General features: G+C 49.4%; 9 protein-coding genes. All 9 read right to left on the bottom strand.

Features of this window, described 5'->3' with window-relative positions; all coding sequences use genetic code 11:
* Nucleotides 1-26: 26 nt before the first annotated feature.
* The 9 genes from FVR03_RS18095 to FVR03_RS18055 all read right to left on the bottom strand — a co-directional run bounded on the left by FVR03_RS18095 (nt 27) and on the right by FVR03_RS18055 (nt 15,427).
* A complete protein-coding gene (locus FVR03_RS18095; RefSeq protein ID WP_147923179.1) occupies nt 27-791 on the bottom strand; it encodes an SDR family NAD(P)-dependent oxidoreductase in 765 nt (254 codons plus the stop codon).
* A gap of 221 nt (nt 792-1,012) precedes the next feature.
* Entirely contained in the window at nt 1,013-2,086 is a 1,074-nt protein-coding gene (locus FVR03_RS18090) for a mandelate racemase/muconate lactonizing enzyme family protein (RefSeq protein WP_147923178.1), read from the bottom strand.
* 676 nt (nt 2,087-2,762) lie between these two features.
* Nucleotides 2,763-4,889 carry an alpha-L-rhamnosidase-related protein gene (locus FVR03_RS18085; RefSeq protein ID WP_255474284.1) on the bottom strand — a complete coding sequence of 709 codons (2,127 nt, stop codon included), beginning with the start codon at nt 4,887-4,889 and terminating at the stop codon, nt 2,763-2,765.
* 178 nt (nt 4,890-5,067) lie between these two features.
* Complete coding sequence (locus FVR03_RS18080) at nt 5,068-6,051, bottom strand: sugar phosphate isomerase/epimerase family protein (RefSeq protein ID WP_147923176.1); 984 nt, start codon at nt 6,049-6,051, stop codon at nt 5,068-5,070.
* A gap of 404 nt (nt 6,052-6,455) precedes the next feature.
* A complete protein-coding gene (locus FVR03_RS18075; RefSeq protein ID WP_147923175.1) occupies nt 6,456-7,586 on the bottom strand; it encodes a sialidase family protein in 1,131 nt (376 codons plus the stop codon).
* A gap of 111 nt (nt 7,587-7,697) precedes the next feature.
* The gene (locus FVR03_RS18070) at nt 7,698-10,451 is read right to left on the bottom strand and encodes a glycoside hydrolase family 78 protein (protein ID WP_147923174.1); all 2,754 of its coding nucleotides are present in this window, start codon (nt 10,449-10,451) and stop codon (nt 7,698-7,700) included.
* Nucleotides 10,452-10,769: 318 nt separating this feature from the next.
* Nucleotides 10,770-12,242 carry a sialate O-acetylesterase gene (locus tag FVR03_RS18065; RefSeq protein WP_222707265.1) on the bottom strand — a complete coding sequence of 491 codons (1,473 nt, stop codon included), beginning with the start codon at nt 12,240-12,242 and terminating at the stop codon, nt 10,770-10,772.
* Nucleotides 12,243-12,595: 353 nt separating this feature from the next.
* Entirely contained in the window at nt 12,596-14,449 is a 1,854-nt protein-coding gene (locus FVR03_RS18060) for a sialidase family protein (protein WP_147923173.1), read from the bottom strand.
* A 210-nt stretch (nt 14,450-14,659) separates the two neighbouring features.
* Complete coding sequence (locus tag FVR03_RS18055) at nt 14,660-15,427, bottom strand: SGNH/GDSL hydrolase family protein (protein WP_147923172.1); 768 nt, start codon at nt 15,425-15,427, stop codon at nt 14,660-14,662.
* Nucleotides 15,428-15,731: the final 304 nt, after the last annotated feature.

The following is a 15,731-nucleotide window of genomic DNA, read 5'->3' as shown; positions in this document are numbered from 1 at the left end:
TAAAAAAAGCAGAAACAAGTATTCAGTTAAAAACCAAAAGCCAGGGCACCTCCATCTACACAAAAGTCCTGGCCGGTAATATAGGTGGCAGCCGGTGAGGCCAGAAAGCAAATCATAGGCGAGAGCTCATCGGGTTTGCCGAAGCGGTGCAAAGGCATGCGGTTCAGAATTTTGGCTTTGCGGTCCTCGTCCATCACCTGCTCGCTCATAAGCGATGGGAACCAACCCGGCGATACCGAGTTTACCAGCACACTCTGCTGGCTCCACTCCACGGCAAGGCCCCGCGTAATGCCCTGCACTGCCGCTTTGCTGGAGCTATAAGGCACCACCTCCGAAAAGCCCAAATGCGAAGCCATAGAAGCGATGTTGATGATCCGGCCGACGTGCGCCGATTTTTTCAGGTAAGGAAACGCATATTTGCAGCAGTTGAACAAGCCTGTCACGTTCACATCATGAATGGCATTCCATTCTGCTGTTGTTAACTTTTCTGCCTTTACTCGCTTGGTAATACCGGCATTGTTCACCAGCACATCGATGCCGCCTGCTTCGCCAATTTCCGTAAAAACCTTCCGGATATCCTCTTCCTTCGACACATCCAGGGTAGAGAACGTAATGTTTTCCGGCACCTTCCCTTCGTGCTCTACCTTTATGCTGCCAGAGCGACTCAGGGCAAATACTGTAGCGCCACACTGCGCCATGGTTATGGCCTGGTGCAGCCCTAAACCACTGGAGCCACCGGTTACGATAACGCGCAGCCCTTCCAGAGAATATAGTTGTTTTAGTTTATCCATTTTTTAAAAGACACAGGTAGCAAAACACAAGATTATTACTGAAGCTGGTGTTCGACTTCTCATCTGCTTTGTCCAGACACTCGCAGGAGCTGCGCACGCTGCGAGGTCTTTGCTATTTCCAATTAAACCAGCAACAACAAACAATCAGCAATCAAATTATTCTAATGAAAAAGGCCTTCCAAAGACTTTTTGAAGATAACTGGCCGAGGGCAAGTTGGTACCTAGAGCGCTGTCAGGGTTTCGTCTTTAAAACTGAAACCCCAACCTGGCCGGTCGTGTGGTGTGGCAAAACCTTCTTTTATTTCTAAAGGATGATCGATTAACGGATCTATCCAGTCGAATGACTCTGCGCCTGCGCCGTTGGCGATGGTGCAGAGCAGCGGAATGTCGTAATCTTTGTAGTAATGTGGCAGCACCGGAATGTTAAAGCTGGCAGCCAGAGCAGCACTGTTGCGCCAGGCCTCCACTCCTCCTAGCCGCAGAATGTCGGGTTGCCAGATATCGATGGCGTTGCGTACCAACAGCTCGCGAAGCGGCACCGTAGAATACTCCCGCTCCCCCATCGCCAGCGAAATACCGGCCTGGTTGCGTAGCAGCTGGTAGCCCTGGAAATCGGCATGATCGATTGGCTCCTCGAACCAGTGGATGTTCAACTCTCGTGCTGCTCTTGCCAGCATCAGCGCGGTTGGTACGTTCATGCCCTGGTTGGCATCCATCATAATGCTGATGTCGTTGCCTACCGCTTCGCGCACCAGCCGCAGTCGCTCCAGGTCTTCTTTCCAGTCGGGTTTGCCCACTTTTATTTTTACGGCTTTAAAGCCCCTGCTCTTGTAGTCGCTCACCTCCCCTATCAGTTCCTCCACCGAATAAGAGATCCAGCCGCCGCTTCCGTAGATCGGCACTTTGGTTCTGGATGCTCCCAGCACCTTCCATACCGGCTGACCGAGGGTTTTGCACCAGGCGTCCCACATGGCAATGTTGTAAGCTCCCTGTGCCCACCTGTTGATGCCCTCCAGCCCGAAATACTCGTTGGCGGCGTTTATTTTCTCAAAAACCTTAACCGTTTCGTAGACCTGCTCGCCTACCACCATAGCACCTACATCTTTCAGGGCACCGGCAATAGCCGCCGGACTGTACTGAAAGCTCAACAGGTAAGACTCCCCGATGATGCCACTCTCTAACTGAATGCGGAGCACGATAAAAGAAATTTCGGTGAGGGTATGGGTCGCATCGGCAATAGGCTTGGCTAGCTTTGCCTTGGCTGAATAAACGGTATAATCTTTAATTGTATGCATGTGTTGGTAAGGAACTTCGTCGAATTAAAAATTGAAAAGTATGGCAAATATATTTTGGTAACTGTTATCGGATTATTTTTAACTTTTTATTATCTGTGAGTTGCTGAATTTGTTCTGACAACTTCAATAAGGTATAATACCAAATAGTAATAATACCCTTCCATTACTGGTTCAGTTCTAACCACCCTGTCATCCTGCAAGGATCTTGTGGGCGAGAGGCATCAGCGATGGCCACTGGATTAGTAGTCTAAATTTGCATAGTTGCTGCTACAGCTGTGACAGCGGATTGTAGCTATTGCATTGCCTGCTTTCTTGTTCTTTTTGTCTTGATACAAAAAGAACCAAAAAAATCAAGATGCTCCAAATAGAGGGCCCCTTCCCACACTCGCTGACCGCTCAGACACTGGAGCCTCAATGGGTGCACCTGGCAGAGGTGCCCGCTCTGTAGCAGCTGCAGGGTAAAATGTTTCTTAGCTCCTTTTGATGAAACCTCCTTTTTACGAATTGGTCTAAAGCCTTGAAAACAATTTTTATACTAAGGCACGAGCAGTGTAACCGGAATAAAGCAATTTGTGCTGGTACAAGGCCAGTCGATTTTTTTCCTCTAGCTTCCTAACCAAATTATTCAAATGAAAAGGGCCTTCCGAAGGTATTTTGGCCTCCGGAAGGTCAAGGGTTAGCTTTTGTAAGACACCACGTACTCTTTGCCTTTCTCAATTTTCATTTCATACACGCCATTGCCTTTCGATTGGAAAGAGGCTCCTTTGGCTTTTGGTTTTGATTTACTCTTGAAGCGCAAAGTTCCTGTTCCTTCTGTTGCCTTCACTTTAATCTGGCTGGTGCTGCAGTAGATGGTAATGTCGCCGTTTGGTGTAGGCACGGTGCCTTCCATCCATTGTAAACCACCCAGCACCGGCACCACCTCGTAGGTGGAGTAGCCCGGCGAAAGTGGTTTTACACCGAGGTAGTACTTGCCCAGCAGGTAAATCGGGCTGGCTCCCCAGGCGTGGCAAAGGCTTTTGCCAAACGGTCGGCCATACATCTCCAGGTGCTCCACTCCGGACTCGGTCGGGTCGTATTTTTCCCAGAAGGAAGTGGCGCCCAGTTTCAGCATATCGCCCCAGTAAGATTTCATTTCCTTCATCACGTAATCCTGCTCGCCCATGGCACAGAGTGCTTCCAGTTCGTAAAAGCGCATGTAAGGCGTGGTAATTTTCTGCACCTTGTCGTTCAGCAGTACGTTCTGCTTCACACCCTGCTTCTGGCTCTCGTTAAAATAATCGAAGAAGATGGCGAACATGTTGGCGTAGCGGGTTACGTTTTCTGTCTGTTTTCCATCTACACGGCTATGCACCAGCGCCTGCTTCTGCTCGTTCCAGTAAACTGAAAATAACTTGGCTTTCAGGTCAGAAGCAAGCTTTGCGTATTTAGCGGCTCCTTCTTTATCATCTACTATGGTGGCGCACTCGGCCATGGTTTCGAGGCTTCTGGCCAGCAGCAACTGCTCAAAGCTAACTTCGCCCTGCTTGCTCAGTCCGTCGGCCCAGTCTATAAACACCCAGTCGCCGGCCATGCCTTCCATAAAGCCATCCTGGTTGCGGCGCTCCAGGCAGAAGTTAATAAGCGACTGCATGCGCGGGTAGAACTGCTGTATAAAATGCTTATCGCCGGTGTACTGGTAATAGTCGTTGATGGCAATGAACCAGTACAGCGTGTAGTCCATAATGGTGTTGATGTGCGTGGTGGTTGGCTCTTTGCCACGCAGGGCCAGCATCGTACGTCTCACAGATGGAGAGTCGAAGCCCAGGTAGTAATTCATCAGGTAGCTTTGGTTCGCATCGCCGGACCAGATCCAGCGGTCGCGCTTAATGCCATCTATAAAGAACTCACGCGTCGTCAGCTCCATGGTGTATTTAGAGATATCCCAGATCTTGTTAAGTTCTTCGTCTGAGCTGCGGAACTTGCCACGGTCAGCCATCGGCAGGTACTCATACAACATCGAAACATCGGCGATGGTCATGCCCGGCTCAAACTGAATGTTCACGTAGCGGAACGCTTGCGACTGCTCCAGCACATAATCCTTTGCCTGCGGCTGATCAATGTCCAGGTGGTCGAGCGTTTCGCAATGCTCCGTAGACATGGCTTCTTCCACAGACTCGCCGTAGTACAACGATACTTTTCCTTTTCCTTTCAGGCCGTGGAGTTTTACATAGCCGAAGGTTTCTTTGCCAAAATCAACAAGAATAGACTGCCCTTTACGGTCTATCTTGGCAGCTTTTTGAGGCGTGGTAGGTAGTTTAAAGGCAGATGGCAGGTTGTCAGGAGCATTGAAGTTCCAGGTGCCCGCGTTCAGCCACTCTGTACCCGACTGATCCGACACTTTACCCGACTCATCAATCCACTCCTTATCTTCGAAAGTGACCAGCCAGCTAGCGTCTGTTGCGATGGTTTTGCCTTGTACATACAGCGCTGGCACCCGGTCCTGCGCATACACCTTGATGTTGATCTTTTGCTTTCCGGCCGGAATTGTGAGCTTTTTAGGTGTGCCGTTCACCATTTTGCTGTTTAGCTTCACGTTGTAGCGGCCTTCCGTAAAAATCTCGATCTCCTCCGGCTCCTTCAGGTCGAATACCTTATGAAAATCGATGAGCACATAGTGGTTGTCCATGCGCCAGAAAGGCGGAAAAAACGTGCCACGTTCGGTACGTCTGTTTTGCATCTGGTTGCTTAACCAAACTTCATAGTCGCCCGGGTACCAGATCCAGGTGGCTTGCTTTTGCTGCTGCGCGTTTGCTGATTCCACAGATAAAACAGTTAGAAACAAACAAAGCAGAATCACTACTCTTTGCAGAAATGTAGCTGTGCTTTTCATAAAAAGGTTAACAAGAAATTAGGTTGATTTTAAGACTGATCCGTACGGACAATCCTGCCAAGGCCGGTACAAACAGTTGTTTGTACCGGTAACGCCTGAAGTTATAATATTATGCTTGAAAAACTGATTTCAGGTACCTGGTATTCGCGCCAAAATTACCTTTCACATCGCGGGGATTACTGGCATCGCGCGAGCGCTCCACTACGAGCCAGCCGCTCCAGCCCATTTTATCGAGTGTCTGCTTCACCTTCTGCATATCCAGGCGGGTGTTGTTCTCGAGCCACACGCCATCCTCGTCGGAGGCGTGAATCATGCAGATGCGGTCTTTGCCCAATGTTTTCAGTTCCTTGTGCAGATCGCGCCCTTCTTTGAGCGGGTTCGAGAAGTTAAAGTAAATTTTAATTCCGTTAGAGCCTACGTCCTTCAGCAGCTTTTTCTCTCCCTTGGCATCCAGCGCCGTTTCTATGCCGATTACCACACCAGCCGCTTCCGCCATTTTGCCTACCACCTTCAGGCGCTCCACAATAGCAGGGCGCAGGTGCGGGTGCTGCACGAGGTCGCCTTTTACGCCAAGCGGCAGAAAGGCTGTTTTAATGTTCATCTGCTTCATCGTTTCAATGGTGTCGCCTACCATTTGCTGGTAAGTAGGCCGCTCCGCAAACGACTGCGCATAAAACCCGGTCATGGCCAGCGAACAAAGTTCCAGGTTCAGTTCTTTGGCTTTGTCGAGGTACTGCTGCCGCATTTCAGGGTCTGCCAGTTTGCTCTCGAAGGTATCGCGGTTGCCGAGGCCGCCCATGTCAATCTCCAGGCCATCTGCTCCTATTTCTTTGGCAAGCGGCAGCGCGCTAATCTTCTGGCGCTTCAGTATCATCAGGTCAATTACCGCTATTTTGTAACGCTTGTCAGCCGCAAAAATGCTTTCTATGCTGTTTACCTTTCGGGCCGAAGAACCCGCCAGCAGGTCAGGGAAAACCAACAGACCGGCTGCCAGTGTAGCAGCACCACCCAGAAAATGACGACGGTTTATAGCTGTTGTTTTTGCCTTTTCAGGAGGTGCTGTTGTTATAAGTTGCTTCTTTGAATCCTTCATAAACGTTACTTATTATGGTTTTCAGCAGATGTACCTCTGCAGGTTTCTCTGCTGGTGCGAGCTTAAGGTTTTAGAGAACATGCAATTATTCTAATGAAAATATCCTTCTCAAGGAATTTCACTAAAATGTTGCCAAGGGTTTATAGACTGCGACTTAACTTACCGGAATTCGAACTTGTACTGCTATCTGTTATAGGACACAGGACACAAGATCTTATCTTAATCCTGTCAAAAAAATCAACTGTTAATTTCTGATAAGTTGTGTCGTCATTTATACCCGTTGTTTATTCCTTCTATTTTTTAGTATAAGCGGCCAGAGGCCGCGGAATAGTCGGCACGAGCGAAGACGCTAGCGCCAGCATCATTTTTAATTTCTAATTTTGAATTTCTAATTAAGCGAAGCCCTAGCTTTCCTGATCCTGCACCTCTCCTGCCACCGGGTTACCGCCTGGCCATTCACCTTTCTTGATTTTCTTCGTCTTCATTTTTGATGGATCCACCACCACATGCTTAATGCGCTCACGTCGCCAGGTGTAGATAAAGTGCAACAGGCCATCTGAGGTCTGCATAACAGCAGGGTAAGAGTATTGGCTGATAGGTGAGTCTTCGAGCACAAGCGCTGCTTTCCATTTTTTGCCGTCTTTCGAAACAGCTACATTAAGTGGTGTGCGCGGGCCTTTGGCTAAGTCGCCCGGAGGCAGCACGTGGTTGTATACGAGCACGTGGCGGCCATTTGCCATGGTTACAGCATCGGTACCAGAGTTGTTGTTAGGCAGCTCTACCTTCTCTAATGGCGACCAGGTGCGGCCATTGTCTTCGGACCAGGAGGTTACAATTGTCCTGTTCTTGCTGCGGCACAGCACCTGCAGCCTGCCATTGCCGTGCTTTAAGATACTTGGCTGAATGGCATCAAAGTTCTCTGCTCCTTTGTCTATCGGACCAATTTTCCGCCAGGTTTTCCCGAAGTCAGGTGTTACTTCAAAATGCACTTTCCAGCCGTCGCCTTCGGTGCTGGAGGCGCAGAACAATTCCCCATCAATAAGCTCCGGTTTGTTTTTTACCGGGCCTACATAGCCTTCGGGCAGCATACGAGCTTCAGACCAGGTGGCACCGCCATCGCTGGAGGTTTTGAGCCAGCCCTGCCACTCCGATGGCTTCGGACCGATTTTATAGAACAGCATCAGGTCACCACCCGGGATCTGGTAAAGCACCGGGTTCCAGGTTGGCAGGCGGCTGCCGTCTTCCTGGTTACCGTTGGCTACCTCCACCGGCGGGGCCCAGGTGCCGTTAAGTTGCCGACTTACCCAGATGCCTACATCAGGATGACGTTCTTTTGTACCGCCAAAAAAGGAAGCAACCAGGCCAGTTGGTGTTTCGGCAAGGGTAGCAGAATGGCAGGATGGGAAAGGTGCTGTTTCGTAAAGAAATTCCTCCACCAGTATTCCTTTACTCCATTTTTCCTTCTGCGCCTGCACCGGCATAAGCCCCGCGCTTCCGCATACCAACATAGCCAATGCTATTACAAATCTTTTCATGTTACGCTTATTACTCTTGTTTAAAATCTATTTTTAGCGGCAGCTGTTTTGCGCTTCTGTTATTTCTTACAGACACTCGCAGGAGCTTCGCACGCTGCGAGGTTTTCACGGTTATTTTGCCACAAAATTATAATCGCCGGAGCCTAGCTCATAAACAGCTCTGTCGCCTTCCATGCGCAGGAATTTTACGCCAGTGGCGGAACTTGTCTTTTTGCCGCCCTCTGTCACGTTCTTTTCAGAACTGGCCGGAATGTAGACAATGGCTTTTGTGTTGGCTGGCACCGAAATTTTCCAGGTAAATCGCTTCTTCTCCTTTTTCCAATCGCTTTTGATCAGCCCATACATGGAATGATAGCTGGCATTTACAAAATCTAAACCGTCGACCAGCAGGGGCTTCATTTCAATCAGCTTAAACCCTGTCTGCTCCCGGCTTGATTTAATACCCGCCAGATCCTCGTAATACCAGCTCACCAGATCGCCCAGCATCATCACGTGGTTGTAGGAGTTCATGGTGGGAGCGGCGGTATTGCCATTCCATAATTCCCAGATGGTGGTGGCACCGTTTGCTACCATATAGCCCCAGCTAGGGTAGGTGGTGTTGGTGGCAAGTTTGTAGGCAAGGTCAGGCCGCCCGAAATCAGTCAGGCTGCGCATTATCCACTGGGTTCCTACCACACCGGTGCTTAAATGGCCTTTGTTCTCCACTTCAATGATCTGGACAATCGTATTGACCAAAGCGCCTTTCTGCTCTTCCGGCACAAGCCCGAAATACAGGGCCAACAGGTTATCGGTTAACTTATTTTCTCCATAAAAGGCACCCTCGGCATTAAAGAATTCATCGTTAAAGCCTGCTCTCACCTTTTCGGCCAGGGCCTGGTATCCTGCCATATCACCTTCATTGCCTGTAAGGCGGGCAAAGCGCTGCATCATTTGCAAGTAATAGTAATGATAGGCGGTAGAAATTAATTTGCTGGGGTACTTCACGTTGGCGTTCATGCCTCTGCCGTCTTCAATTGTAGCCGGAGGAGCACACCAGTCGCCATAGCTGTCTTTTGTCATGATATAGTTCTCATCCATATACAGGTTCTGCATATACTGCAGCCACTTCTTCATGGATGGATAATGCTTCTCGATCGGTTTCACGTTTCCGTACTGCTGGTGCAGCATATCAGCAACCATCAGGTAGGTTCCCGCCCAGGTCATGTTATCGCTATAGTATCGCCAGAAGGCAGGGGCTACATCCGGAATAGATCCATCGGCTTTTTGCGCATACTGTATATCATCCAGCCACTTGGCATATAACTTTCCATTGTCGAAGATAAAGCTTTCGCCGTAGGCTATGGTTGGCCGGTCGCCCAGCCAGGGCTGCCGCTCGTTCCGCTGCGGACAATCAAGCGGCATTCCCTTATAGTTTCCTCTGATGCCCCAGTAAGAATTTTCGTATACCTGGTTGATGATAGAGTTGGAGGTTTTGAAACTACCTACTGTTTGCATGGCATCGTACACCACCTGGCCATCAAAATTATTGACGGTAGCCTTGCCCGGAAAGCCGCTCACCTCTACATAGCGGAAGCCATGGAACACGAAAGACGGTTCCCACACTTCTTCTCCGCCACCTTTCAGGGTATAAACATCGGTCACTTTTGCATCACGGACGTTTTCAAGGGCCACTTCGCCTTTCTCGTTCAGAACCTCCGCAAACCTGAAAGTTACCTTATCGCCACTCTTGCCTTGCACTTTCATTTTGAGCCAGCCTACCATGTTCTGGCCCATATCCACAATATAAGTTCCGGGCTTCAGCTGTTTCACAGAAACGGGCTTCAGGGTTTCCATTACTTTCATGTGCTCATTCATCTGGGCTTCAAACTCTCCTGTTGGCTCCTGCACATACTCGGCCTGTAGCCACTTGCCGGCATCAAACCCTACGGCATTCCAGCCTGGCATTTCTTTACGGGCATCGTATTCTTCGCCGTCGTACTCGTTGTTGGTGCGTATAGGGCCATCGGCAGTCACTTTCCAGCTTTCGTCTGTGCGGATTTTTTCGGTGGTGCCGTCTGTGTACTCAATAACCAGGTTGAGCAGCATTTTGGGGTAGCCAAAAGTTTTGTTCTTATAGGCTTTGTATTGCCGCATGGTATAAAAGCGACCATTGCCCAGCACCGTGCCAATTGCATTTTTGCCACTCTTTAGCTGCTTCGTTACATCAAAGGTGTTGTACTTTACATTTTCAGAATAGTCGGTTGGTGCAGGTGCCAGTACCTGGTCGCCTATGCGCTGCCCGTTGAGGTAGAGCTCGTATAAGCCAAGGCCGATGATGTATACTTTGGCTTTTTTGATTTCTTTAGGAGCCTCAAACTCCTTGCGGAAGTAGCGGGCGGAGAGCCGGGAAAATCTTTCCTCCTGATCCCAGGGGGACAATTTGTCCATGCCGATCCAGCGGCCCACCCAATCGCCATAATGCAGCAGCCCCATGCTCCAGTAAGCGGGCGCACTCCAGGAACTCTCGCCGTTGCTGGTCCAGGTTTTTACTTTCCAGTAGCACTCATCTCTGCTATTAAGGCGCTTGCCCGCATACTGCACGTGCACCGACTGGCTTGCGTTTACCTTACCGGAATTCCAGAGGTCACCTTCGTTGGCTGCTAGTTTTTCGGGCGTAGAGGCCACCAGTACCTGGTAAGCGGTTTGCTCGATGTTCCGCTGCTTGCCGGTTATCTCCCAGCTCAACCGTGGCGTGGTCACATCTATGCCCTCCGGGTTCTGCAGCATCTCGCAGCGCAGGTTCTCGAGCTGCACATTTGCGGCAGCCTGTCCGCTACCAAGTACCGAAAGCAGGATAATAAAAGAAATATAGAAATAGTTTTTCACGGGTAGTAGCGCTAATATTTGTAATCGTACTATGGTTATGGCTGCAGCATATAAGCTTTTGCCGTTTAAGTTGAGGCGGTTACCTCCCAACAGGTAGTCGTGCTGTAGCCTGTTACTGGTGCTTCGTCAAATTAGAAATCAGAATTTACGATAGCGCGAGCGAGGACGCTCCTGACAACGATTCCACTTCCTCTCCATCACGTAATCAAAATCACCTCTCATTTACTTCCATTTTCAAATTTTCAAATCTTCACATCTCCAAATTGACTAGCGTAATTTTTCTAATGAAAATGGCCTTCCAAAGGTAAAAACGAGCTTTTAAGGCCTGGAGCTGCTCAGGGTCTTTGGTTGCCACTCGGGCGCATCGGTACGGAAAGGTCTGGCTGGCAATCCTGCTTTGTTGAAGAAATTAGATTGCGCCGCTTCGTTCCAGGCAAACCGCACTGCTGTTGGGGCCTTTACTCCCGGTGCCGACACCACCACGGCATTACCTTTGATAACAGCCTTAGCGGGCACAAACTTGCCATCTGCTCCGGCTATGGTAAACCAGGTTAGCGGCTTGCCATTGTCGCTGGTAAGGCCGCTGCCGATATGGTCGAACTCCAGCACCGCCTTCTTTCCCTTCACCTTCATCTGTTTAAACACTGGGCCCGAATACTCCACATTTTTGCCATAGCTTTTTGCCAATGCCACATTTGCCAACCTACGGCCTATTTCCCATTTGTAGGTCGGGTGAATATCGGCGATGCTATCTACCAGGTCGGTGGTCACGATCATTTCTGTTTTAGGAATTTTTAGTGCTGCAGCCTGTGCCTCCCAGAATTCGGGTAAAGTCTCGGTGGTTCTGGGATGCTTGTCTTTGCTCTGAGAATAAGCAAACGGCGCGATTTGCACATAGTAAAACGGCATTTCCGCATCGCGCCAGATGTGCCGCCAGGTGCTCACCAGGGCCTGCATTTTTTCAGTATAGTCGAAGGTCTCGCTCTGGAAGCAGTTGGTTTCGCCCTGGTACCACAAAAAACCGCGCAGGGCAAAAGGAGCCAAAGGCTGAATCATGCCGTAGTAGAACTTGCCGTTTTTAATGTCGCCTACTTCTTCCTGTGTTTTAGTGGCCTTCACATCAAAGCTCGTGTCTCCGTTTAAAGTCTGCTCAGGTACCCACCGCTCAATATGCGTACCCGATACAGAGGCTGCAATTATGCCGATCGGAATGTCGAGGTTCTGGTGCAGCTTTTCGGCAAAGAAGAAACCTGGTGCAGAAAACTCTTTTACCGATTCAGCATCAGCTTCTTTCCAGTTGCTGGGTAAGCCGCCTTTTTTGTAATGATCTTTTTTAACCAGATACACCCTGATGTTAGGGTAATTTACTTTTTCCAGTTCTTCTTCCGTCAAGCCTTTACTCCGCTTGGCATCCGCAAATTTGGCGCTCTTGCTCATGGTAAACTCCATGTTCGATTGCCCGGAGCACAGCCACACCTCCCCTACCAGCAGGTTCTCCAATGTAATGGTGTTAGATCCTGAAATAGTCATGGTGGCAGGAGTAGCTGAAGTTGCAAGAGGATTGAGCACCACCTCCCACTTTCCGTCGGCACCAGCGGTTGTTTTCTTCTCCTGATTGCCGAAGGTTACGGTTACGGCTTCGCCAGGCGCTGCATTGCCCCAAATAGTAAGCGGCTTGTCGCGTTGCAGCACCATGTTGCTCTGCAGGATTTTAGGCAGCGTTACTTCGGCCTGCACACCAAAGGTGAGCAGAACCAGAAAAACACTTAAAAGAAACTTACTTATATGCATACTTTTTATTCCTACGCTACACCCTCAGTCGGTTCTTGATAACCAGAAGCGCAGCATTACTAAATTTTTCTAATGAAATAGCCCTTCCGAAGGATTATTGTGCTGTTTGTTGCCAAGGGTTACCAGTTAAAAACACATGCTTTCTGTTGAAATCAGGAGCTTGCCAGCGGTTCTGCTGCCTGCCCAGACGCTCTCAGGAGCTGCGCACGCTGCGAGGTCTTGCCTGCTGTTTTTTAATCAACCTTTCAACAATTAAACCATTTAACAATCAACAACTAACAACCAGCAACCAACTGAATTATTCTAATGAAATAGCCTTTCCGAAGCTTTTTCTGGTATTTCTATCAAAGGGCTTACAGGTTCAGGCTTTGTGTTTTAAAGGATTTAATGAAAAATGCTGCTTCTGCCTCTGGCTCTCCCGGGTTCTCCAGGTCGTAATCCTGATCGGTTGGCGTGTCGGCATCCGGGAAACGACGCACTTCGCCGGTTCTGAACATCACGCGCTCTATAGAGGCTACCGGCGAGAAGAAAATGCGTGTCGTTACTTTTTTGCCATCTACAAACACGTGATAGGTTCTGGCAGCCACATCGGCCTCTACCCGCACATTATACGCCTTGCCAGCTTCGTACTTCATCATGCCCGAAAGTCTGTAGCCGGCTTTGCTCTTAAAGCTTCCATCAGAATCCAGAATCAGACGGATGGCCGGGCTACCCTTAGCATCCTGCAACTCGATGTGCAACTGGCCTTTGTCGTTTTGTGCTGGTATTACTGTAAACTCTGCCTTTACCTGTTTAGAAGCCGGAATAACGCGTTCTGCCTTGGCATAATCGTAACGGTCTTTATCGCGGAGGGCCAGTGCCTGTGTGCCATCGGGTGCTTTCTCCAGTTTTACCGATGCCCAGATCGGGCTGTAAATGTTCCACTCCTTCAGATCCTTCAACTCGGCAAAGTTGGCGAAAACCTCATCGGCATGCTTGTCTGCCTTGCTTTTTACCGGCACCGGAATTTTAGAAATCCACATGTCTTCTTTGTTCATGCTGTAAGTTACCCACATGTTGCCATCTGGCGGCGTACCGTTGCCGGGCACAATGCCACGCACATATTGCGGCCCATACGATTTGTAGTTGCCACCATAGCGCATCGGCGAAATTTCACCGTTCACGAGCAAGAGGTCTTTGTACTCCAGGCCATTATCGCTTGTAGAAACTGCCAGTGGCCAGCGGAATTCCGAAGGATTATACACGGTGGCATAGCGGCCATCGGAGGTTTTCTGGCCCCAGATTTTGGCATTGCTGTTTACAAAGCCGGGTGCGCGCAGGGCATCGTATTGCCAGGTTTTGCCGCCGTCTTTGCTGATGGAGGTTAATGCGTGCTTCCAGAGGCCAACGGTTCTGCCATCCTGTAAATGATAGTAGCTAAACGCTTTGTATTCTTTTTTCAGCGGAATAAGCGGGTCGTTTCGGTCTGCTTCCTCCACCCACTGCTGCATCATGAGCGGGTCGGCCATTAGTTCGTTGCAAGCCTTTACAAAGCCTTTGTCTTTGCTTTTGGTGTAGAAAGGATAGGCTGACTTTTTCTTATCCCAGGAGGAGTTGTAGCGGATAAAGTAGATCGGGCCATAGGTGCCGTCTTTCTTTATTTCGCGCACCACGCGGCCAATGCCTTTGCCATCGTTCGGATCATCTTTCGCATCCAGTGCGATGCCGTAGTAAGCAATTGCGAGCAAGCGGTTATCTTTCGACACATAGAAGCCCATGCGCTGGTGCACAATGGCATACAGGTCTTTGGCTACACCAGGGTGCCCCTCTTTGCGGGTTCCGTCCGGCACTTTGTATGGCGGGAAAATAATTTCCGGCTCCGACCAGTTATACCCGTCTTTAGAAGTTTGCAGAAGCGTCTGGCTGGGCGGTATGTGTTCGCCAACAGGGTCGCTCAGGTAGTTCATAAAAAACGTGTTGTTCCAGTAAGCCAGCATAGGCGCGTGGTTGTAGGTCCAGCCAAAACTATTGGCTTTGGTCGGGTTCTCCCGGTTCGCCCGCATCACCTGTATATTATGTACCCCAATAGCCGGACTCAGCTGCCCATGATGGTAATCCACATTCGATAAGGTGGTGCCGGTATACTTTACAGTATCCTGCGCTTCTGCTGTTATACTCCATGCTCCTAAAAGCGCGAAAACAGCTGCTTTGTACCCAAGTTTTAACATTATTCTATAGATTTTAGAAATTAGAAGCTAGATACTAGATGTGGAACAGGCTGAGCTGTTTCATAATATTGACATCTAAATACCTTGCTCTTTCTTAAACAAAACTTTATTTCCGAAGAAGTGACCCATTAACGTTAATCTGCAGCAAAGGCCGTTTCCTTCATTTTAAATTCACTCTATCACTCAATCAGTCCTACACTCATTATAAATTTAGCCTTTCACGGTTTCCATCCAGGCCTGGGCCATCAGGCGGTTACCGGCAATGGTAGGGTGCACGCCATCGTAAGTCCAGTACACGCCCGGAGCGGTTTTCTGCGCTTTGTCGAACACGCTTTGGTACGGTATAAACACGGCGCCATAACTGGCAGCAATCTCGCGGGCTGCCTGCCGATAGTCGTTAAAAGCCGGAAACCAGGTTTGGTCCACCGATTTAATGCCAGGCACAGCAAAAGGCTCTCCTATAATCAGCTTTACCTCCGGGAGCCGCTGCTTTGTTCTGTCGAGCAGAGCCTGGTAATCGTCCTGGTAGGTTTTTAGGGTACCGGTGTAGTTGTTCACCAGCGTATGCCAGAAGTCGTTCACCCCGATTAAAATGCTCAGCACATTTGGTTTCAGGTCAAGAGCTTCAGCATCCCAGCGCTCGGCCAACTGGTACACCTTATTGCCACTGATGCCTTTGTTATAGATGTTCAGGCCTTTATCGGCGTGATTACACAGCAGGTCGGAGGCAGCCATAAACGCGTAGCCAGTGCCCAGCGCCGCGGCACTATTTACGGTGCTGTCGTCGCGTTTGCGGCGGGCATCGGTAATGGAATCGCCCTGGAACAGAATGGTGTCGTTTTGCTGAAGCCGGACCTTTTTCACCTTCTCCTTCGCCAAAGCCGACGATACAATGGCCGGTATACTCAAAGCTGCCAAACCACCTATAGAGGCTGTCTTCAAAAATTTTCTGCGGCCTTCGTTGTTCTCCTGATGCATGTAAACTGCTCGTTTTGTTTTTATCTTGTCCTAAACCTGCGCTACTGGTAAAGTAGCAGAGTCATTCGCCTTTTTCTAAATTATTCTAATGCTTTTGGCCTTCCGAAGGTATTTTGCCTTTTTTAGGTCAAGGGCTACCGGTAAGGTGGTCAGGCCATGACTTCAGTTTTAAACCAGTTATGCTAAGTTCTACTGGTTCACCTTCCTATTCTTCAGGTTTTCCAGCACCTCTTCCGATGCCTTAAAAATAGTGCCGTGCTTATGCCCCTGCGGCACCTGCACCTGGTCGGTAATGTCGGCAAAG

This window comes from Pontibacter qinzhouensis, assembly GCF_008017455.1.
Classification (GTDB): domain Bacteria; phylum Bacteroidota; class Bacteroidia; order Cytophagales; family Hymenobacteraceae; genus Pontibacter; species Pontibacter qinzhouensis.
This window is presented reverse-complemented; position numbering and strand designations above follow the sequence as displayed.